Consider the following 21,779-nt stretch of genomic DNA (forward strand, 5'->3'; position numbering starts at 1 on the left):
ACTTATTGTTTTTGACCTCTAGTTTTTGGTTTTTTATATTTCTCTTTCATCTTTTCAGCACGGGTCTTCTTCATATTAACCTTTTGGTTTTTTAGCTTCTTTTCATGGAATGCAGGACCAACTTCTCTTTTCTTTTGTTTGACGAAGATATTCTTCATTTTGATAACAGGCTTCTCTGCATCGACAAGCACATCCGAATAGACAAGATCTTCTGGATTTGGCACTCTATCCACTTTCTTCGACATAAAAGTTTCTACAGCAGCCATGAAATCTCTCTCTCTATCTCCTACAAAAGCAATAGATTCCCCTCGTTTGTCAGCACGTCCTGTACGACCAATACGGTGCATGTAATTCTCAGGGACTTCTGGGATATCAAAATTAATAACATGAGTTACTCCTTCAATATCAATACCACGAGCCACAACATCAGTAGCAATCAGATATTGTAAACGATCCTCTTTAAAATCTTTTACCGTATTAAAACGATTATTTTGTGCCTTATTTGAGTGAATCACCCCTAATACCTCAGGATAATCAATAATGAGCTCATCATAGAGAGTATCTGCCATCCTCTTATTAGAGACAAAGATCATCACCTTCTTCATCTCATCATTTTCCAATAAGATACGTAATAAGTTTCTTTTGGTATTGAAATTAGGGATTTCGTATAACGTTTGGTTAATATTAGCCAATGGTGTACCTACAGGAGCAGCCTCCACACGATCAACAGCACCAAAATATTCCTGAATAAACGTCTCCACCTCTTCGGTCATCGTAGCTGAAAACATCACATTTTGACGTTGTTCAGGAAGTAGATCCATAAGACGAGTCAATTGAGGACGAAAACCTAGATCTAACATTTCATCGACCTCATCAATAATAAATTTCCTAATATTCTTAGTATTTAATACCCCATTAAGTATTAAATCTAAAAGTCTACCAGGAGTGGCTACTAAAAAGTCGAGCCCTTGCATAATTGTTTGGGCTTGTGTATTGATATTTGCACCTCCATAAACTCCAACAGGATGGACATTCATATAAGGAGTTAGTTTCTCAATCTCTTCTACTACCTGAATTACAAGTTCTCTAGTAGGAACGACAATCAACACTTGAGGAAGAGGACTTTTTGTAAACTTCCATAATCGTAGTGCAGGAAGAAGATAAGCCAATGTTTTACCTGTTCCTGTTTGAGCTATTCCAAGAAAGTCAACACCCGACATGAACTTAGAAAAGACTCTTTCTTGTATTGGAGTTGGGGTTGTAAATTCTCTTTCGTTTAGAGCATTAAGTATAGGATTACTTAAATTAAGATCTTCGAATCTCATAGTATATTTAATTGTATCTATTTTTCTATTTTATTAAACCAAGTACGAGTGCCATAAAATTGGCAACTTAACGAGGCTACATCCGCTGCACACTTTAGTGCTTCTATAAAAGGTTTTTTGGTTATATAGTATAACAGAGCGCCATGAAAAAAGTCGCCAGCCCCTAATGTATCAACAGCCTCTAACCTTTTCACCTCTATCAAACCATATTCGCTACGACTAAACCATTGAATAGGATTAGAACCATTCGTAATTACAATATTTTCAATATTAGGGAAAGTCCAAAGATAGTCACAAACATCTTTCGTAGAAGAGCAATTAGGAGGATAAAAATCAGAGGAACAAACAGCAATATTCACCCATTTTAAAAGGGCGTTAAGCCCCTCCTTCCAACTTCCACCATCAAAGATCACATAAGTATCATTGTTATTAAGTTTAGAAAGGACAGAAATTGAGTAAGGTATATAAAACCCATCAACCAAAATGGCATCCATTGAACCACAGGCATATTGAGCTCTAGAACCCTGAAAATCAGAAGATGGAATAGAAGATATTATGGCTCTATCTCCATTGTCGGAATGGGTAAAGACAGAGGCTATTATTGGATTGGCAGGAACAGATCGTATCCAATCAACACAAGAGATATTGTATCGTTTCATCTCCTCTGAAAAAATAGGGGTAAAACCATTTTGCCCAAAAGCGGTGTGAAGCATCACAGAGTCTCCCAAAACAGAAGCCAAGATTGCTGCATTGGTAGCAGGTCCACCTATAGACAATAAAGGTGGGGACACCTTTACTTTTTCGTTACGACTAGGCATCATATCTAGACTATATTGGATATCTACTGTAGCTAATCCTAAACACAAAACCTGCATTGACTCTTTCTCTTTCACCTTCCTCTATATTTCCTAAATTATAACCAATGTACAAAGGTAGGAAAATATAATCACCTTTGTATAGCGAAAAAGGTCGTTAGGTAAAACTTCACCGTTTATTATGAATCTTCAAAATTGCTCTCCATTGAGCTTCGATTTTTTCAACTAAAGGTATAGTTTCGATGAAACTATACTATTTCCTTATGAATGGATCGCATAATACCTACAATTTATTTCGATTCTTACAGGAAACTATTTAAGTTTGTTAAACACAATTATCAAAATTAAATGATATCAGATATAGTTAAAGAGAAAATTATCTCCGATGTAAAGGCTCTTTTTGAATCACAAGAAGGGAGTCATGATTGGCTTCATGTATATAGAGTGATTAAAATGGCTGAAGAGATAGGTAAAACAGAAAAGGGAAGTGATTCAACCACTGTTTTTTTGGCATCTATTCTTCATGATGTTGCCGATAGAAAATTACAGATCCGTTCCTTAGATTGGATAAAAAAATACCTTGTCGACCTAAACATCGATAAGAATATTATCGAAGAGGTCTTATTTATTGTAGAACATCTCTCTTTTAGCAAACAACAAAATAATCCGGTAAGCAATAAAAGTATTGAATTTAAGATTGTACAGGATGCTGACAGACTAGATGCAATTGGCGCCATTGGAATTGCTAGGGCCTTTGCTTTTGGTGGGTCAAAAAACAGGGCTCTCTATAGCGACAAAGAGGAGGACAATGACTCCACACTCCATCACTTTTATCAAAAACTATTTAAGCTAGAGGACTTAATGGAAACTATAAAAGGGAAAGAACTTGCCAAAGAGAGGACCGCTTTTATGGATCATTTTGTTCAAACAATAAAAAACGAATGCTATTTAATTAAGTAAATATGGAAACTTCTACTCTGTTCATTATTATTCTCATCATAATAATAGGTCAATATCTGTTTGACACGACACTCTCTATTCTGAACAATAAAAATCGAAATGCACCTATTCCAAAATCATTACAAGACCTCTATAGCAAAGAGGAGTATGAGAAGTCGCAAAACTATGGGAAAGAGAACAACACCATAGGAATCATTTCAAACACCTTTTCTACTTTGATAACGGTCATTTTGTTTTATACAGGAGCATTCGGAGCACTTGATCAATGGATTGGACAATATACAACACACTATATACTTCAACCACTTCTTTTTTTAGGAGTACTTGGTATGGGCTCTTCTCTTCTAGGTATCCCCTTCTCATATTATGCAACATTTGTAATTGAGGAGAAATATCAGTTTAATCGAAGTACCAAAAAGACCTTTATCTTAGATGCTATTAAAGGACTTCTTCTTTCTGGACTATTTATCGGGGGGATCCTTTCACAGATCATTTTACTATATCACACAATAGGGGAAAACTTTTACATCTTTGCATTTATTGTTATTGTAGGATTCTCTCTAATAATGACATTCTTCTATTCTTCTATTATTGTACCTCTTTTCAATAAACAAACTCCTTTAGAAGAGGGAGAATTAAAACAAGGAATAATGGATTTCGCAAAGAAAGCAGAATTTCCGATTAAGGAGATATATGTCATGGATGGATCTAAAAGATCTGCAAAAGCGAATGCTTATTTTACTGGCTTTGGAAAAAGAAAAAGAATTGTTCTGTTTGATACGCTAATTGATCAATTAGATCAAGAGGAGATCATCGCAGTTCTAGCACACGAAGTGGGACATGCAAAGAAGCGACATGTGATACAGAGTATGATTTTTTCATGGATTCAAACTTTTGTAATTCTATACATTTTTTCTCTCATACTTAACCAACCGACCTCTTCTCACGTAATGGGATCATCACAGCATACTTTTGAACTCTCATTACTATTGTTCTCTTTTTTATTGTCACCAGTAACCGAGGTCTTATCTGCAATTTCCTCTATCTTTAGTAGAAAGAACGAATATGAAGCAGATAATTTTGTAAAAAAATACAAACTTAAAGATGCAATTATATCAGGATTAAAAAAGATTTCAAAAAACTCCCTTTCAAATCTTACACCCCATCCTTGGGTTGTAGCTTGCACCTACTCTCATCCAACATTAGAACAAAGAATAGACAATCTAAACCAGAAGGATTAGCATTCATTGCTAAACATTAAAAATATAGAACAGTCCAATTGGTTATTAATTCAATTGGACCGTCTCTGTTTTTAGCATTATTTAACATTTTACATTAATACCATAAACAGGCCCTCATTTTGCTCTCTATAAAACCCCATTGAGGAGACAATAGAAACCTATTCTATTTGTTTAAACACAAGGACATACTGTATAAATATACAACATCAAACCTGTTTATTCACCCCACCAACGAATATATATTCACATTCTATCTCTATATCAATAAAAGGTATTCCACTTCCAACATTCAAGATTCTTATTTGTTATCCATTAAAAGCAAACTATATTTGCAGTATCATTTTAAAACCATAAATACAACATATACAGCAAAGAAGATGCATAAAAATCAAAACATCTATACACTTCGTAATATTTTACTATTCGCAATCCCTTCAATCCTTGGAGTTTTCTGTTTTATGACTCCAATTCCCTATAAGGACAGTTTTTCGATACCAATTGCAATATTAAAAGATGAATTATTATTCATTATTGGAGACAATATCTCGTCATTGATTATATCTGTGATGCTTATTGCAAGCATAGGGTATTTAATTGCAATCATTGCCAAGCCTCGTTTTATATACAAGAATCGCTTTTTAAAAGCACTCTTTGTAGTAAAACCAATATGGGGGATTTTAAGAATATTGGGAACAGTGTTCTGTTTTATGGTACTTTTCAATGAGGGACCTGAGCTTATTTTGAATGCAGATACTGGTACATTTGTATTTAATGAGCTACTACCGACACTTTTTTCTGTCTTTATCTTTGCGGGGTTCCTTCTTCCTCTATTAACGCACTTTGGTCTATTGGAACTTTTTGGAACTTGGTTGACTAAAATAATGAGACCTATCTTTAATCTTCCAGGGAGATCCGCTATTGACTGCCTGGCATCATGGTTAGGAGATGGAAGTGTAGGAATTATCATGTCAAGCAAACAATACGAAGAAAAGTCCTATACTCAACGTGAAGCAGCGGTAATTGGAACCACTTTTTCCGCAGTATCGATCAGTTTTTGTTTGGTTATTCTTAGTCAAGTCAAACTAGACCATCTTTTCGTTCCTTTCTATGCGATTGTCTGTTTTGCTGGGGTCATTGTCGCTATTATTGTTCCAAGAATCCCTCCATTGTCAAGAAAGACAGACAAATGGATTGATGGTACAGACAAAGTATATGATAAGGAGGCTATTCCTGAGGGAGAAAATGTAATTAAATATGGTTTTTATAATGCAGTGAAAACAACAAGCAAAATTGAGAAACCAATACATATATTGCTTGAAGGGCTTAAAAACAGTTTAGATATGCTTATTGGAATTCTTCCTGTTGTGATGGCAATCGGTACTATAGGACTAATTATTTCAACCTATACTCCAATATTTGGGTGGTTAGGAAAACCTTTTGTTCCACTACTAAACCTTCTTCAGATTCCAGAGGCAACGGAAGCATCCAAGTGTATGGTAGTAGGATTTGCAGATATGTTCATCCCATCTATTTTGGCCTCTTCTATTACTAGTGAATTAACTCGCTTTATTATTGCAGCTGTATCCGTAACTCAATTGATCTTTTTAAGTGAGGTTGGGGCTCTTTTGCTTGGAAGTAAAATTCCAATCAATCTTTGGGAACTGTTCATTATCTTTCTTGAAAGAACTTTAATATCTCTTCCTATCATTGCACTACTAGCTCATCTGGTATTTTAAATAGACGAACATTTACTCCCTCTTAAGAGTCTTAAATTGCTCATAAGAGGGAGTATATTATAACTGAATTACAATACCCTTCCACAGTCTCTCCTCATTTTGTTTTAAGGTCTTTTCTACTATTTAGAAGATTTCATTGATTCGAATATTGGCAATTTTACTTTTGCTCAGAATTGATTTACAAATCCTTGACTTATTAGTACGTTTCTGTGTTTCTATTCCACCCACGTATCGTAATCTTACACTCGCCCCTCCTCAACTTCTATAATTAGAGAGAGAGAAAGAATACGCTAGATTAGTGAATGAACAAATTCTTTCAGACAAGACAATTGGGGCAAGCAAATTAAACGTACAACGCCCTATTCAGAATAGTTTCCATTCAATCCTCCGTTCTTCTAGAGGAGGAATACACCCTGTAACTGAACTAATTCGAAACATATAAATATGATATCTTTTTGTCATCTTTATAAGTAGAATTATTTGTATTGTTTTTTAACGAAAATTTACAAATTGTTTTTATACTTTCACCATACATAAACAATTAAAACACACTTGATTTTATGAAACTATTTAAGCTAAGTTTTGTGTTCATGATATTAATTTCATTCATATCATGTAATCATTCAAAAAAAGATCTTGACACGGGGATCATACCAAAACCTCAATCTTTACAAAAAAAAGAGGGAGTATTCCATATCTCTAGTCAAACTTCCATTTTAGCACAAACTGCTATACAAAAGAGAGCTGCACTTCAATTAATTCAACTTCTCGACAATCAAACAGGAATTATACCTAAGATCACAGAAAATAAGGCAAACGATAATCAGATTCAATTTTCTAAAGATTCTTCAATCAAAACGAAAGAAGGATATAAATTGGATATCGAAAATGACCTAATTGTAATCTCTGCTGTCGATTATGCGGGTTATTTTTATGGGGTGCAATCCATCAGAGCACTGCTTCCAGCTTCCATTGAAGCTAAAAATCCTCAAGTTAAATCTTTTGATCTACCAGCATTGTCTATTCAAGATGCACCAAGATTTGCATGGAGAGGAATGATGTTAGACTGTTCTCGTCACTTTTTCCCTGTTGATTATATCAAAAAGAACATTGATAGAATGGCTCGCCTAAAGATGAACGTGTTTCATTGGCACCTAATAGATGATCAAGGGTGGCGAATTGAAATCAAGAAATACCCTAAACTAACGGAGATCTCGTCATGGAGACCTGATTATGAAGATCGTGATTGGGGTGCAAGACCAACAGAAGATCGTCAAGATGGAAAGAAATATGGAGGATTCTATACCCAAGAACAAATTAAAGAGATTGTAAAATATGCTGAAGATAGAAATATAACAGTAGTTCCAGAAATAGAGATGCCAGCCCATGTTACTGCTCTGTTTGCGGCTTACCCTGAATTTTCATGTAGAGGTAAGAAACTAGCTGTTCCGACAGGATCTCTTTGGCCAATTACAGACATCTACTGTGCTGGTAAAGATGAAACCTTTCATTTTATAGAGGATGTGTTGACAGAAGTGATGCAATTATTTCCTTCAAAATACATTCACATTGGAGGAGATGAAGCGGATAAAAAAGAGTGGGAACACTGCAAAGATTGTCAACGAAGAATAAAGAAAGAGAAATTAAAGAATGTTCATGAACTACAAAGCTATTTCATTGAGAGAGTGGAGAAATTCTTAAATAAAAATGGAAGAGAGCTAATTGGTTGGGATGAAATTCTTGAAGGAGGACTTGCTCCTAATGCAGCTGTTATGTCATGGAGAGGCATGAATGGAGGAGTTAAAGCTGCTAAAATGCACCATCCGGTAGTAATGACACCGACTCAACATTGTTATTTTGATTACTATCAAGGACCTAGAGACTTAGAACCTACAGCATTTGGTGCCAACTTACCTATAAAGAAAGTCTATGACTTCAACCCTATTCCAAAAGAGCTGAATAGTAAAGAATCGAAGTTCATTATGGGAGTACAAGCAAACCTTTGGACTGAGCATGTTCCTAATGCTTCTCATGCCGAATATATGACCTTCCCAAGATTGGCTGCCATGAGTGAAGTAGCATGGACAAACCAAGAGAATCGTAACTGGGAAGACTTCCAACACAGAATGCAGAAAGAGTATCAACGTTACAAAGAGGCAGGAATTAATTTTGCAAAAAGTGCTTTTAACATAGATATTAAAACGAAATATGATACAAAAGCAAAGAAAAACTTCATTCATCTTTCAGCTGCATCTTTAGATGGTGAGATATTCTATACGACTGATGGATCGGAGCCAAATGAACAAAGTAATAAATTTACACATGACATTTCTGTAGATAAGACAACCACGATCAAAGCAATTCAGATTAAAGATGGTATTGCTATTAGTAAAACAACTACAGGAAAAGTCTATGTTCATAAAGCATCAGACTCAAAAGTTACATATAAATTTGCCCCTAGTTCAAAATATCCTGATAAAGGAAATCACCTTCTAACAAACTGTACAATGGGGACTCAAACCTTTACTGATGGACAATGGGCTGGTTTTGAAGGAACAGATATGGACGTAATACTAGATATGGGTAAAATGAAAGATATCTCATCATTTCAATCTCATCACCTTTATAGTCCAGGTTCTTGGATCTTCTTACCTAAAGCGGTTAGCTATTCTTATAGTACAGATGGCAAAGAGTATCATAAATTAGGAACTATTAAGAATCCATTTTCTGTAGAAAATATGCCTACATATTATGACTACCCTCTAGAGCTAAAGAAACCTGTTAAGGCACGTTATCTTCATGTGATCGCACATACTATTGGGAATTGCCCAGATTGGCATGGAGGGAAAGGTTTGCCTTCTTGGTTGTTCGCTGATGAGATTATTATTAAATAATATTTATCGTCACATAATTGCATAATCAAAACGTACTCTAAAGATTATTTAGAGTACGTTTTTTTTATGCCATTTATTTAATATGACTTAATGGAACCTAAATCAGAAATAGAACTATACATTTTTATATATTTGTAAAAGACAACAATTTAATACTATGGTATACATGAACATTTCAGATGGTTGGAATTACTCATTTTTGGACCCTAATAGTCATGAAAAAGGTATCTGTTTAGTTCAATTTGTAGGAGATTCCTTTAACGGAAGAATCCCTTCGCAAATAGACAATTTTCCGATTGTTACTCTTGGCTCTGGTGATGAAAAAAATCCCCTATTACCGATAGAGAAAATACAAGACAATACAACTATTACTTTTGACAGGTCTAATTCTATTCGAGAAATTGCCCCCTATTGCTTTCTAAACAACACTAAGATTCGTGATGTACAATTTCCTAATTCAATCGTTAAAATTGGGGATATGGCATTTAAAGGCTGTAGTAGCCTTACTCAGTTAATTCTTCCTAAAGAACTTGAACTTGTCGATGGAGGCGCTTTTTGGGGGTGTAGCAACATTAAGGAGATAAAATTCAATCAAGCACTTACCACACTAGAATCATGGGCATTCATGGGCTGTAGTGCGATAGAAGAGCTCAATTTCAATACCAATCTTTTTCAAATTGGAAAATGGGCTTTCCAAGATTGTGAATCATTAAAAAAAGTACACTTTAACGAAAACCTGAAAGTGGTATTAGGTGCAGCTTTTAAGAACTGTACATCGCTTATAGAAGTCCGTCCTAATCTAAAACTTAAACATTTTTGGGGGCCAGTTTTTCAAGGTTGTACTCGTTTAAAATCAGTAATACTTCATCACAATTTTAAAACCGTTGGAAGAGCTGCTTTTATGGGTTGTACAGAACTTGAATCAATTCGATTCCCTAGTTCTATACTTGAAATCGAAGGACAAGCCTTTGAAAATTGCAAGAAATTAAAACGAATAGAGTTAGAACGAACGGAAGAACCTCTAACAAAATTGGGAGAGGATGCATTTGCAGGAAGTGCAATTAAGCTTATCGTTATACCCAATAGCACCACATACAAAAAAGAAGATAATTGGAAAATGTATAACAAGATATTTTCAAATAAGTAACTATGCTTCAATAATTGTTTTTTCAATAATTCTAACCATTATCAAGTTGTAGCCCCATTGTGGAGTAGTTACAACTTGAATATATATTTAAGACTGCTTTGAAGAAAAAATAACTGTATGGCCCATATGATTTAGTTAAACAGCAAGATATTTTCACTGCAAGATCTTACCTAAACAAACACTTAACACAACACCATTATACCACTATATAACAGCAAGATAACTAAGAACAATTATGATGCAATATGAGTAATAACACTTACAAATCTCTACTTAACACGGGTTCACTTTGGACTACTTTTTGTGTGTAAAATATAATTAATATAGAATAAAGACATATACCTAAAGTATTACTTTAGATTATATTTTTATACTCCATTAAAATATTAGGTTATGTAAGACATTACCTTTCCTAAGTAGTATATATTATTGTATAAAGACAAACTACGAATGGTGTAAATACATATTAACATGTATAAATTCGCACCATTCATCAAGCTATATATCAATACTTTACACAAATAAACTATACTGCCTCGTTTTTAGTATTATTAAGGGGTTAAAATAACCTTCTGTGATTGTAATATTTGTATTTTTCTTTTGAGTTTACCATTTTTTATCCAATTTTGCACAAAAGAGTATACATAGATGAATTCACAAAATAATATTACACCAGATCAAAACGAAATGGCTCGCTATGCAAAAGCATTAGGCCACCCTATCAGAATCTATATTCTAAATAGATTAAGTGAATTAAGCTGTTGTTATAGTGGAGATCTTACAGAGGAGTTACCCATTGCAAAGTCAACTCTTTCACAGCACTTAAAAGAGCTAAAAAGTGCAGGTCTGATCCAAGGAGAGATTCAAAGACCAAGAATAAAATATTGTTTAAATAAAGAGAACTGGAAGCGAGCACAAAAATTGTTTGGATCGTTTTTCAATGAATAGTACCCAACAAAGCATTCAAATCAAATCTACCTAACATGAAAAAGATTATTACACTAATAACATCTGTAATTTTAGTTGCTTGTGTTACAACAAACCTTTTTGGCAAAAATAGTGTCAAACAAAATAGTAAGGAAGTAGAAGTTGTTTACTTCCACTTCACACAAAGATGTACGACTTGCCAAGCAATTGAGATGGTAGTTAAATCGTATATAGAGAAAAGAGTTGAACAGGATAATGCACCTTACTCTTTTCAATCAATTAACATCGACAAACCAGAGTCACAAGAGTTTGTAAAAGCTAAAAAAATAGAGGGACAGACTTTGCTATTGATATGTTCTGATCGCGTCATAGACCTCACAGATATGGCTTTTGATAATGCGGATTATCATCCTGATGAATTGACAAAGATTTTAGAGAAAAAACTTACAGAAATTACTCTTTAAAGAGTATTATTTTTTTAACAGGTAAAAACAATGGGGATAATTGTGTATCAAACTCAATTATCCCCATCTTCTTGAATAGAATATCAGGGCTAAAAAATAACCATATTTTATTTTTCTTGACTCTCATCCTGATACCAACTTGCATACATAGCATAGCTATTTGCAATTCGGTTAATTTCACCTTCTAGTAATTCAGGACTTAACTCCTTGATCTTTTTAGCAGGAGAACCAGCATAAACGGAACCAGACTTAACTACTGTTCCTTTTGTAACCACTGCACCTGCTGCTACTATTGCATTCGGTTCAATAATTGCATCGTCTAAAACGACAGCATTCATTCCAATTAGAACATTGTCGTGAATTGTACATCCATGTACAATTGCTCCGTGAGCAATCGAAACGTTATTCCCAATATTTGTTGGAGATTTTTTATACGTTGCATGTATTACTGCATTATCCTGGACATTCACATTATCCCCTAAACGAATTGAGTGAACATCTCCTCTGAGAACTGCTCCATACCAAATACTACAGCCGTCTCCAATTTCTATGTCTCCAATTAAAGTTGCTGTTTCTGCCAAAAAACAGGTTTTCCCAATTTTCGGTGTTTTACCTTTGAGCTGTCTTAGTAAAGCCATAATGTATAATGTTTATAAATTATCAGCTAATGTACGAAATAATTAAAATGATGACTTTTTAAGGAACGACTTTTTAACATTTATACTTAACTTTGCATATACAACATTTAACATTATGCCATTACTATACGAAATATCATAACATTTTGTTATGGTTTTGAGCAATAATCATAAAAAACTATTAGGCAATAGCCAAAATTTAAACAAATATCCAATTATGTCTACCGAAGCTAAAATTATAGAATTGGACGAAGTTGCTATCCGATTCTCTGGAGACTCTGGAGATGGGATGCAATTAACTGGAACACTATTTTCAGATGCGTCTGCTTTACATGGGAATGATATATCAACATTTCCTGATTTCCCGTCAGAAATACGTGCACCACAGGGAACTGTTGGGGGTGTATCTGGATTTCAAGTACATTTTGGGGCAAATAAGATTAATACCCCGGGAGATTTAGCACAAGTACTAGTTGCAATGAATCCAGCTGCTATAAAAGCAAATGAGAAATTCATTAGACTACAAGGAACCATCATTTATGATTCTGATAGTTTTACAGAAAAAAATCTAAAAAAGGCAAACTTCAAGACTGATGAACCTTTTGAAGAGTTAAATCTGCATGACTATAGAAAGCTTCCGGTACCAATCTCAAACCTCACTAAAGAGAGTTTAAAAGAGTTTGGATTAGACAACAAATCGGTTCTACGCTCAAAAAACATGTTTGCGTTAGGACTAGTCTGTTGGATGTTCAATCGCCCTCTTGATTACATCGAGAATTTTATCGAGAAGAAGTTTGCTAAAAAGCCTACAGTGGTAAAAGCAAACCTTAAAGTGCTTCATGATGGTTTCAATTACGGAATGAACATGCAGCATATGACACCTAGGTATGTAGTGAATCCTGCTCCTATCAAAAAAGGTACTTACAGAACTGTGCATGGCAATCAAGCAACTGCATGGGGTATTCTTGCTGCTGCAGAGAAAGCTAAAAAGCCTCTTTTCATCGGTTCATATCCAATTACCCCTGCTACAGACATTCTACAAGAATTGGCTGCACGCAAAGATCTAGGAGTAAAGTCGTTTCAAGCTGAAGATGAGATTGCTGGTATCTGTACCACAATTGGGGCTGCATTTGGTGGTCATTTTGCGGTAACATCTACTTCTGGTCCTGGTTTAGCTCTAAAATCAGAGGGGATTGGTCTCGCTGTCATTGCAGAGTTACCAATAGTAATCATCAATGTGCAACGTGGAGGTCCATCAACAGGTCTTCCAACAAAGACAGAACAATCAGACCTATTACAAGCACTTTATGGACGTAATGGAGAATCTCCATTGGCTGTGATCGCAGCATCATCTCCTTCCGACAGTTTCTATTATGCATATATGGCAAGTAAAATTGCAATGGAGAGAATGACTCCAGTAATCCTTCTTACAGACGGATTCCTTGGAAATGGTAGTCAACCGATGAGACTTCCAAGAATCGCAGATCTTCCAGAAATTACCCCTTCTCATGCTCATAATACTGAAACATATCAACCTTATAAACGAGATGAGAAAACTCTAGCTAGAGAGTGGGCATATCCTGGGATGAAGGGGTTTGAACATCGAATTGGAGGCCTTGAAAAAGGAGAAGATGGAAATGTAAGCCATGATCCTGCAAACCACCAAAAGATGAGTGATATTCGTGCTGAAAAAGTAGAGCGCATTGCCGATATGATTCCCGAATTAGAAGTTTATGGAAATAAAGAAGGTGGAGAAGTTCTTGTTGTTGGTTGGGGCGGTACTCATGGTCATCTACTAAGTTCGGTACGTGAACTTCGTGCTGACAATATTGATGTATCGTTGGCTCATTTTAACTACATCCAGCCTCTACCAAGAAATACAGAAGAGATTCTATCTAGATATAAAAAGGTTATTGTTTGTGAATTAAATAATGGTCAATTTGCATTATACTTAAGAAACAGACTTCCTCATATTAGTTTCATGCAAATGAATAAATTGGAAGGTCTTCCTTTTACAACAGATGAAATCAAAACTCGTGTCCTTAAAGAAATGGAGGGAACATTATCATGTTAGAAAATAATACTCAATATACTGTTAAAGATTTAAAATCACCGAACGAAATTCGTTGGTGTCCTGGATGTGGTGATCATGCGATTATCAATTCAATCCAGAAAGCAATGGTTACTCTTGCAATTCCAATTGAAAAGTATGCTGTGGTCTCAGGTATTGGATGCTCTTCTCGATTTCCATACTATATGAATACATACGGATTTCACACTATTCACGGTAGAGCTGCTGCAGTCGCTTCAGGACTTAAAAGTGCAAACCCAGATCTTTCTGTATGGGAAATTACAGGAGATGGTGATGCACTTGCCATTGGTGGAAACCACTTTATTCATATGATCCGACGTAATGTCGACATCAATGTAATATTATTCAATAATAAAATATACGGTCTTACCAAAGGACAATACTCTCCTACTTGTGATCGTGGTAAAGTAACAAAAACATCCCCTTTCGGTACAGTTGAGGATCCTTTTACTCCTGGTAAATTGGTTTTGGGGTCTAGAGGTACTTTCTTTGCTCGTGCTATTGATAACAATGTAAAGAAAAGCCATGATGTTTTTGTTGCTGCAGCACAACACAAAGGAACTTCTGTAGTGGAAGTACTTCAAAATTGTGTTATATACAATCACAATATTCATACAGAAATTACGGACCCTAAACATCGTGAAGATCGTCAAATTCATCTTGAAGATGGCAAGCCGATGGTTTTTGGTAAAGAAAAAGACAAGGGGATTGTCATTAATAAAAGAGGACGTCTTGAAGTCGCAACTATTGGTGAGAATGGTGTTACTTTAGAAGACATTCTTGTCCATGACGCAGGAGATAAAGATGGCTTCATCCACCAACAATTAATTGAAATGAAACTTCCCGAGTATCCCGTAGCATTCGGTGTGATTCGTGAAGTAGATGACCTCGTTTACGATCAGTGCATGGAAGCACAAATTGCAGAAGTTCAAGAAACATCTAAGATTAAATCAGTTGAAGATCTTCTTTTCTCAGGAAACACTTGGGAAGTTGAATAAATCGAAAGTGATATAATTTTTCAGAAAAAGCCCTTTGAAATATCTTTCAAAGGGCTTTTTAAATTTTGATACCATTGCTTTTCTTGAACAGACTGAACAGATAAAACGAAGTTTCGAAAAAACAGACATTAACGAATTACACTATTCAGAATCCTATTTAAATTTACTTAAAAGAGAACATAGGCTAATGAATTTTGTTTAGTTTAGGAGGCTCAATTGTTCATTAAAATCAATTTTAGAATATGAAAAAGTTAATACTAATCACACTTTGTCTTTTTGTATCTATCCCTCTTTGGGCAAAAGATATAACAGGTATTTGGCAAACATTTGATGAAAAAACGAATAAGCCGAAATCAGATGTTATGATCACGATCAAAGACGGGATATTGTATGGTCAGATTGTTGCTCTATACAACCCTGATCCAAACTACAACCCTCTTTGCAAAGAATGTGAGGGCTCTCTACACAATAAACCAATTATTGGACTTACCATTATTAATGGTTTAACCAAAAAGAAAGATATCTGGGTTAAAGATGATGGAATACTTGACCCTGAAAGTGGGAAAAAATATGACGTGAAACTTTGGGAAGAAGACGGTAAACTTCAAGTTAGAGGATATATTGGATTCTTCTTTAGAACCCAAACTTGGGTTCGTAAAAGATAGAATGAGACGAATTTATCAAGAGAATAAAGGAGGAGTCAATCTAAAAATGACTCCTCCTTTTTTTACAATATTATTTTAGTTAAGACAATCTTTTAAAAATACCGATTTTCACTATTGAATTAACTTAAAATAATATCTAATCTGCTATAAAAAATAGAACTCAAATAACTTTTTTCAATAATCAACCATTATATTTGTAATTCATCATTCAATGAAAAAGAAATAAATGGATTCATATGAGATAGTGATTCTGGGCGCAGGAATCTCTGGAATGTCTACCGCTGCTTTTCTACAATCTAAAGGAAAAAAACCTCTAATTCTTGAAAAAAGAGATAAAGTAGGAGGTGTCTTATCTTCAAAAGAGATAGATGGTTATACTTTTGACTTTGCAGCAAACTCGACTGTTGAGAAATACGAGTCATTTTTTAAACTAATTCAATGGGCAGGTATTGAGAAAGATCTTCTCATAGCAAACAGAAATGCTTCAAAAAAATACCTCTATCGAGATCATCAAATACATGCTTTAGATGGTCCTTTATCATATATATTCACAAAGCTCCTCTCCTTTCGAACCAAACTACGAGTGTTAAAAGAACCATTCATTGCTGCGAGACAAAGTGGTGAGGATGAAAGTATGGCTGACTTTGTTAAACGTCGTTTTGGTCAAGAGTTTTTAGATTATACTCTAAATCCATTGGTAGCTGGAGTTTATGCTGGCGATCCTAAGGATCTGAGTATGCAAGCTGCTTACCCAAATATGGCAGAGATGGAAACAAAACACGGCTCTGTAATCATGGGCTCATATCATACACTGAAAGAAAACAAGAAGGCATACAAGAAAGGTAAATATAGACCTTCCCGTAATATTATGTCCTTTAAAAGAGGATTAAATCAAATTCCTAGAGGGATAGCAAAAAAGATCTCTCCTCAATTATTCTTAAAAAGTGAAGTACTTGAAATAATACCTATCGACGGCAAGTACCAGATTAAATACATGAAAGAAGGGAAAGAATTTTCATTGATTGCTGAGAAAATTATCTCAACACTTCCAGCTTACGTCCTTTCTTCTTTAATGAAAGATATTGATAAAAACCTCAGTACTGAGCTATCAAAAATTTATTATCCTCCTGTTGGGACACTAAACCTTGGTTTTCATAAGGAGCAGATTGGTAAAGATCTTGATAGTTTTGGTTTTCTTGTACCTGAGAAGGGAAACCTTAATTTCTTGGGCGCACTTTGGAGTAGTACAATATTTGATAACAGAGCGCCTAAAGACCATGCATCTTTCACTCTGTATCTTGGAGGTAGTAGAAATAGAGAGATACTACAAAGCGATTTAAAAAAGTGGGTATCTATTGCTACAAAACAATTTTCTGAAATAATGGAAATTGAAGGAGAACCGAAAACAAAATGCTTTAAGTTGTATGAAAAGGCAATTCCTCAATACAATCTAGGTTATATGAATTTCAAGAAATATCTAGACAGGTTTCATGAAACAAATAATAATTTTATCATTTCTGGAAATTTCATCGGAGGCAATAGTATTTCTGATTGCATAAATAATGCAGAGATCAATGCAAACAAAATGATATAGCAACCATCATTCTTAGAATAAATAAGGAGCATATTCTCTAAAGATCATGCTCCTTACTTATTCTTCTCTATGTATTATAATGCTAGAAAAGTAATAAGCTCACCGCCATTACTCCCATTCCTGCAACCAACCCATATATTGAAAGGTGATGTTCTCCATACTCCTCTGCAGTAGGAAGTAACTCGTCGAGAGAAATAAATACCATTACTCCAGCAATAGCACTCAAAATAACACCCATCACAACCTCAAGGTTATCAGGGGTCACCATTGGAATAATAATCAAATAACCAAGTAAAGCACCTATAGGTTCAGCAAGGCCAGACAAGAAAGACAACCAGAATGCCTTACTACGGCTTTTTGTCGCATAATATATTGGAACACTAACTGCTATTCCCTCAGGTATATTGTGAATTGCAATCGCTATAGCAATCGCCATCCCTAAAGAGGGATCATTCAATGCAGAAATGAACGTAGCCATTCCTTCAGGAAAATTATGCAATCCTACAGCCAAGGCAGTCATAATCCCCATTCGATACAGCTTGCGAAAATCCTTTGCCTTGGAAGCATCATCCATCTCTTCAATTTTCTTAACCTCATGTGGATTTTCAAAACTAGGTATAAGCTTATCAATGATCGCAATAATAGCAATTCCACTAAAAAAGGCAATCACACCATAAAGATTACCTAGTTTCTCGTCAAAATGGTTTTCCAAAGAATGTATTCCTTCAGGCAAAATCTCCATAAATGAAACATAAATCATTACACCTGCTGAAAATCCTAAAGCAATAGACAATAACTTTGTATTCGTTTGCTTAGACACAAAAGCTATTAAACTTCCAATACCAGTAGACAATCCGGCAAAAAGCGTTAACAGGAATGCCGTCATAAAATTACTATTCAGTTCCATATTCTTTTGTATATAATTCAGTTATTAAAACAAGAGGTTATTTATAATGGATATAAATATACTAACATTATAATTTAATATTAAACACTAAATGAATATTAATCTGAAGCACAAAAGAAGTATTACTATAAACATCAGAAAATCAGAAAATTATTCCATCATTTTTTTATTCATCTCCTATCATTTCATCCATAAAACCTTAAATTCTTTGGACATGTCTACTCGTCGCCATTCATTTATCTCTAAAGAGTCTTGCCAAGCAGGTACTGCTTTACCATGATAAGGAGGATAACTATATTCTCTACGAGAGTCATCATGATTTATTAAAATTGACATATTTAGGTACTTACTTCCACTAGCAAGATGGAACATTCCAAAATCACCTACTGTATTACCAACGGCTAAAACAGGAATCTTACCAATTCGGGAGTAGATATTTATGCTTTTCCCACTATGATTATTATGAGGAGTATACTTGCTATTTTTAAATAAAAATGATGGTCTTCGACCATTTTTATAGACAGGTTTTAGTTGTTGTCTAGTACCAATTAAATGTGTTCTAGGAATCTCTAAGACTTCTGGACAAATACTCCAAAGTAAGCTTTGCATAGAACCAGAAACAATATAAATGGTGAATTTATTTTCTTTTAGTAAATTGATAAGCTCTAACATAGGTTGATAAAACATATCCTTATAAAGAATATCGTACTGTTTATTTTTATGAGTTGAAAGATACTTATTCGCATAAGTAACATACCATTCACAATCTTTCCCATCAAAAGCGTTAAGAATCATGGAATCAAGATAATTTGCATTCTTTCGAACCCAATTATTATGAACAGAAGTATCTGCAGGATTTGTTGCTAATTTCCGTGCATATTCATATATCGGTTTGCCTTCTAACTCAGGATTATTGTTTAATCGATCAATTAAACCAGCGACTGCCACCTCCATCTCAAACCACAAAGGAGCTTCACAAGCCAGCGTTCCATCTAAATCGAAAACTGCAATTCTATCTTCTTCTGGTATACTAGTAGAGGCTGTCTGAATAAATTTTAAAATCTCTTTTTTAAGTGGGGTATTATTCCACGATTCTAAAGATTCAGAATCAACATCTTGTGTATAGTTTGTCCAAAACAAGACTACAATAATAATGGCAAGTAACAACGTCCATCTAGTACGGAAATTCATAATAAATCTCTTTTAGCATGATTAAAGAAAGAGTGTATATCATTTATTTCTATAAACTATCATCTAGGTTATAATAATTGGGGATCTAGATTCACCAGCGATAATTCTCTTCTTTTAGATATACAAACTGCTTAAAAAAATGTTTAATATGAGATCGTTATTAAACCATTGCAATATGATACAACTATTAATTTTTATTTGAACTCAAATAGAACTTATTAAACAATAAAAAACTCCGTTCAATTCGGAGTTTTTTATTGTTTAATACCTTTCAAAAAGGTGTATTTAGATGAGGTTAAACACAAACTAGTACTTAGAATTCGACTTTAATACTTTACATTGGAGAAAAGCAAGTATATATTTAGATTATTTCAATTTAAAAGGATTACTCTAATTTAAGTTCTTGATAAATAATCTCGATAGATCTTTTAAGCATTGTATCATGAGAATACTCCATTACATTCTGTCCTAATTTCATTGCTTCAACAAAATCCTTAGACCATGGTATAATAGACAATAACGGGACACCTATCTCTAATAATTTTACACTAATTTCATCTTGAAGAGAGATATTTAAACCGCCTTTATTGATTACTGCATAAACCTTAATTCCCCATTTACGAACTAAATCAAGAACCCTAAGAGCATCGTGCCATCCAGAAACAGTGGGCTCTATTACAACCAACACAACATCTGTACCTGTAATCGAAGCGATTGTTGGGCATCCGATCCCTGGAGGTCCATCATTAATTATGTAATCAGCATTGGACTCTTTTGCATAAATTTCGGCTTTATTTCTAATATAAGAGACCAACTTCCCTGAATTATCCTCTGCAACCCCCATTTCCGCACTGATAAATGGACCAAACCTAGTAGACGAAAGATACCAACAGTTTTCTCTATTAGGTGTAGGCATTAGTGCATTAGACGGACAAGATCGTTCACAGAGACGACAACCTTCGCATTTTATATTATTAACCTCTGCTTTTCCAAATATATTAACAGATATTGCATCAAATCGGCACAAATTCTCGCATATTCCACATCCATCACAGATAAGAGGATCTACCAACATATTCCACCCATGAATAAATTCATTTACTTGACTCTTTTGTGGAGAAAAGATTAAATGTAAATCAGAAGCATCCACATCATTATCACAAAAAACAGCATTACAAAATAGCGAAGCCAAAGCTGCTGTTACTGAAGTTTTTCCAGCACCACCCTTTCCACTCAAAACAGTTATTTCCTTCATTGGTACAATCGTTTAAATTTTATTGAAGCAGCAATCTTTTGGACCTCATTTTCTATATATTTAGGTACTGATTCCAATATTCTTCCTTCTGAATATGATTTAGCGAACTCCTGATCATAAGGTATTTTACCTAATATTTCAATACTATTATCATGAAGATAATTACACATTATTTCATCCCCAAAGTCACACTTATTTATCACAACCCCAAAAGGAACATTCATCAACTCTAAGACTTTAATCACCAATTTCATATCATGAAGGCCAAAAGGCGTTGGTTCACCAACTAGAATAACAAAATCTGATTCATCTAATGTTTCGACCACAGGACAACTTGTTCCAGGAGGTGCATCATATACGACAACCCCTTCGTGAGGCCCCCACTCTTTTAATAATTTTATCAGACGTGTTTGCATTACTGAGCCTATTTTCAATCTTCCTTCATAGAAATTACCGATAGCTGATCGATTATACGATAACTTTCCAATAGGTTCAGGACTAAATTGAATTGCATGGTTAGAACATGCATATTCACAAGCGCCACAACTATGACACAGATTCTTATTGACCTCAACAAATTTTGAGGCAGCAACCATTGTTATTGCATTAAATTCACAATACTCAGTACATTTCTTGCAGAAATTGCATTTATTTAGATCAATCTGAGGAATATCTTGACAAGCATCAATTTGCTCAACAAGGTTTGAATCATCTAAAAAAAGAGAAACATTAGGTTCTTCCACATCACAATCCACTAAAGATACAGGCTCAGGAACAACCTCTTGAAGATATTTAAACAACAACAATGAAAGTGCTGTTTTACCGACCCCACCTTTGCCACTTGCAACTGCGATTTTATAAGAACCCACCATTATAAACTAATTTGTATTTATGAAAACAAGTAATTTATGAGAAATAGACAAATATCTA

18 protein-coding genes are annotated in these 21,779 nt (G+C 34.5%); 11 read left to right on the forward strand and 7 right to left on the reverse strand.

Translation table 11 applies throughout. From position 1 onward, the window contains the following. Positions 1 to 2 precede the first annotated feature (2 nt). Positions 3 to 1,325: a DEAD/DEAH box helicase gene (locus tag K4L44_07565; protein ID QZE15680.1), complete on the reverse strand. Its 1,323-nt coding sequence runs from the start codon at positions 1,323 to 1,325 to the stop codon at positions 3 to 5. 17 nt (positions 1,326 to 1,342) lie between these two features. Further along, entirely contained in the window at positions 1,343 to 2,218 is an 876-nt protein-coding gene (locus K4L44_07570; GenBank protein ID QZE15681.1) for a hypothetical protein, read from the reverse strand. Between the two features lie 270 nt (positions 2,219 to 2,488). On the opposite strand from K4L44_07570, the gene K4L44_07575 reads away from it, so the two are divergent. From K4L44_07575 to K4L44_07605, 7 genes are all read left to right on the forward strand, one after another. Beyond that, on the forward strand, positions 2,489 to 3,100 hold the full coding sequence (locus K4L44_07575) for an HD domain-containing protein (GenBank protein QZE15682.1): 612 nt from the start codon (positions 2,489 to 2,491) through the stop codon (positions 3,098 to 3,100). 2 nt (positions 3,101 to 3,102) lie between these two features. Then, a complete protein-coding gene (locus K4L44_07580) occupies positions 3,103 to 4,341 on the forward strand; it encodes a M48 family metallopeptidase (protein ID QZE15683.1) in 1,239 nt (412 codons plus the stop codon). 377 nt (positions 4,342 to 4,718) lie between these two features. After that, positions 4,719 to 6,077, forward strand: coding sequence for a YjiH family protein (locus K4L44_07585; protein ID QZE15684.1), 1,359 nt, complete (start codon positions 4,719 to 4,721; stop codon positions 6,075 to 6,077). A gap of 560 nt (positions 6,078 to 6,637) precedes the next feature. Further along, positions 6,638 to 8,971 carry a family 20 glycosylhydrolase gene (locus K4L44_07590; protein ID QZE15685.1) on the forward strand — a complete coding sequence of 778 codons (2,334 nt, stop codon included), beginning with the start codon at positions 6,638 to 6,640 and terminating at the stop codon, positions 8,969 to 8,971. Between the two features lie 166 nt (positions 8,972 to 9,137). Next, entirely contained in the window at positions 9,138 to 10,118 is a 981-nt protein-coding gene (locus K4L44_07595) for a leucine-rich repeat domain-containing protein (GenBank protein ID QZE15686.1), read from the forward strand. A 648-nt stretch (positions 10,119 to 10,766) separates the two neighbouring features. After that, entirely contained in the window at positions 10,767 to 11,066 is a 300-nt protein-coding gene (locus tag K4L44_07600; GenBank protein QZE15687.1) for a metalloregulator ArsR/SmtB family transcription factor, read from the forward strand. A gap of 35 nt (positions 11,067 to 11,101) precedes the next feature. Then, positions 11,102 to 11,509, forward strand: a complete 408-nt coding sequence (locus tag K4L44_07605; protein ID QZE15688.1) for a nitrophenyl compound nitroreductase subunit ArsF family protein — start codon at positions 11,102 to 11,104, stop codon at positions 11,507 to 11,509. Between the two features lie 107 nt (positions 11,510 to 11,616). On the opposite strand, the gene K4L44_07610 is transcribed toward K4L44_07605, so the two are convergent. Continuing rightward, complete coding sequence (locus tag K4L44_07610) at positions 11,617 to 12,147, reverse strand: gamma carbonic anhydrase family protein (protein ID QZE15689.1); 531 nt, start codon at positions 12,145 to 12,147, stop codon at positions 11,617 to 11,619. 217 nt (positions 12,148 to 12,364) lie between these two features. Here K4L44_07610 and K4L44_07615 point away from each other — a divergent pair, with 217 nt between their 5' ends. From K4L44_07615 to hemG, 4 genes are all read left to right on the forward strand, one after another. After that, the gene (locus K4L44_07615; protein ID QZE15690.1) at positions 12,365 to 14,221 is read left to right on the forward strand and encodes a 2-oxoacid:acceptor oxidoreductase subunit alpha; all 1,857 of its coding nucleotides are present in this window, start codon (positions 12,365 to 12,367) and stop codon (positions 14,219 to 14,221) included. Beyond that, the gene (locus K4L44_07620) at positions 14,215 to 15,237 is read left to right on the forward strand and encodes a 2-oxoacid:ferredoxin oxidoreductase subunit beta (protein QZE15691.1); all 1,023 of its coding nucleotides are present in this window, start codon (positions 14,215 to 14,217) and stop codon (positions 15,235 to 15,237) included. The genes K4L44_07615 and K4L44_07620 overlap by 7 nt, the downstream gene beginning before the upstream one ends. A 242-nt stretch (positions 15,238 to 15,479) precedes the next feature. Continuing rightward, positions 15,480 to 15,902 (forward strand): DUF2147 domain-containing protein, encoded by a 423-nt coding sequence (locus tag K4L44_07625; GenBank protein QZE15692.1) that lies wholly within the window; start codon positions 15,480 to 15,482, stop codon positions 15,900 to 15,902. Between the two features lie 226 nt (positions 15,903 to 16,128). Further along, entirely contained in the window at positions 16,129 to 17,496 is a 1,368-nt protein-coding gene (gene hemG, locus K4L44_07630; protein QZE15693.1) for a protoporphyrinogen oxidase, read from the forward strand. An 82-nt stretch (positions 17,497 to 17,578) separates the two neighbouring features. Here the strand turns inward: hemG and zupT are convergent, their stop codons facing one another. The 4 genes from zupT to K4L44_07650 all read right to left on the reverse strand — a co-directional run bounded on the left by zupT (position 17,579) and on the right by K4L44_07650 (position 21,721). Continuing rightward, positions 17,579 to 18,403 (reverse strand): zinc transporter ZupT, encoded by an 825-nt coding sequence (gene zupT, locus K4L44_07635; GenBank protein ID QZE15694.1) that lies wholly within the window; start codon positions 18,401 to 18,403, stop codon positions 17,579 to 17,581. Between the two features lie 180 nt (positions 18,404 to 18,583). Continuing rightward, positions 18,584 to 19,594, reverse strand: a complete 1,011-nt coding sequence (locus K4L44_07640; GenBank protein ID QZE15695.1) for a haloacid dehalogenase-like hydrolase — start codon at positions 19,592 to 19,594, stop codon at positions 18,584 to 18,586. A 385-nt stretch (positions 19,595 to 19,979) separates the two neighbouring features. Continuing rightward, the gene (locus K4L44_07645; protein ID QZE15696.1) at positions 19,980 to 20,849 is read right to left on the reverse strand and encodes an ATP-binding protein; all 870 of its coding nucleotides are present in this window, start codon (positions 20,847 to 20,849) and stop codon (positions 19,980 to 19,982) included. Beyond that, positions 20,846 to 21,721 (reverse strand): ATP-binding protein, encoded by an 876-nt coding sequence (locus tag K4L44_07650; protein ID QZE15697.1) that lies wholly within the window; start codon positions 21,719 to 21,721, stop codon positions 20,846 to 20,848. The genes K4L44_07645 and K4L44_07650 overlap by 4 nt, the downstream gene beginning before the upstream one ends. Between the last annotated feature and the right edge of the window lie 58 nt (positions 21,722 to 21,779).

The organism is Prolixibacteraceae bacterium (genome assembly GCA_019720755.1).
Classification (GTDB): domain Bacteria; phylum Bacteroidota; class Bacteroidia; order Bacteroidales; family Prolixibacteraceae; genus Halosquirtibacter; species Halosquirtibacter laminarini.

Excerpts from the sequence above, each read along its gene's own strand:
- K4L44_07580 (QZE15683.1), top strand. The coding sequence starts at position 3,103 with ATGGAAACTTCTACTCTGTTCATTATTATTCTCATCATAATAATAGGT.
- hemG (QZE15693.1), top strand. The coding sequence starts at position 16,129 with ATGGATTCATATGAGATAGTGATTCTGGGCGCAGGAATCTCTGGAATG.
- K4L44_07625 (QZE15692.1), top strand. The coding sequence starts at position 15,480 with ATGAAAAAGTTAATACTAATCACACTTTGTCTTTTTGTATCTATCCCT.
- K4L44_07615 (QZE15690.1), top strand. The coding sequence starts at position 12,365 with ATGTCTACCGAAGCTAAAATTATAGAATTGGACGAAGTTGCTATCCGA.
- K4L44_07650 (QZE15697.1), bottom strand. The coding sequence starts at position 21,721 with ATGGTGGGTTCTTATAAAATCGCAGTTGCAAGTGGCAAAGGTGGGGTC.
- K4L44_07645 (QZE15696.1), bottom strand. The coding sequence starts at position 20,849 with ATGAAGGAAATAACTGTTTTGAGTGGAAAGGGTGGTGCTGGAAAAACT.
- K4L44_07610 (QZE15689.1), bottom strand. The coding sequence starts at position 12,147 with ATGGCTTTACTAAGACAGCTCAAAGGTAAAACACCGAAAATTGGGAAA.
- K4L44_07600 (QZE15687.1), top strand. The coding sequence starts at position 10,767 with ATGAATTCACAAAATAATATTACACCAGATCAAAACGAAATGGCTCGC.
- K4L44_07565 (QZE15680.1), bottom strand. The coding sequence starts at position 1,325 with ATGAGATTCGAAGATCTTAATTTAAGTAATCCTATACTTAATGCTCTA.
- K4L44_07595 (QZE15686.1), top strand. The coding sequence starts at position 9,138 with ATGAACATTTCAGATGGTTGGAATTACTCATTTTTGGACCCTAATAGT.
- K4L44_07605 (QZE15688.1), top strand. The coding sequence starts at position 11,102 with ATGAAAAAGATTATTACACTAATAACATCTGTAATTTTAGTTGCTTGT.
- K4L44_07585 (QZE15684.1), top strand. The coding sequence starts at position 4,719 with ATGCATAAAAATCAAAACATCTATACACTTCGTAATATTTTACTATTC.
- zupT (QZE15694.1), bottom strand. The coding sequence starts at position 18,403 with ATGGAACTGAATAGTAATTTTATGACGGCATTCCTGTTAACGCTTTTT.
- K4L44_07590 (QZE15685.1), top strand. The coding sequence starts at position 6,638 with ATGAAACTATTTAAGCTAAGTTTTGTGTTCATGATATTAATTTCATTC.
- K4L44_07575 (QZE15682.1), top strand. The coding sequence starts at position 2,489 with ATGATATCAGATATAGTTAAAGAGAAAATTATCTCCGATGTAAAGGCT.
- K4L44_07620 (QZE15691.1), top strand. The coding sequence starts at position 14,215 with ATGTTAGAAAATAATACTCAATATACTGTTAAAGATTTAAAATCACCG.
- K4L44_07640 (QZE15695.1), bottom strand. The coding sequence starts at position 19,594 with ATGAATTTCCGTACTAGATGGACGTTGTTACTTGCCATTATTATTGTA.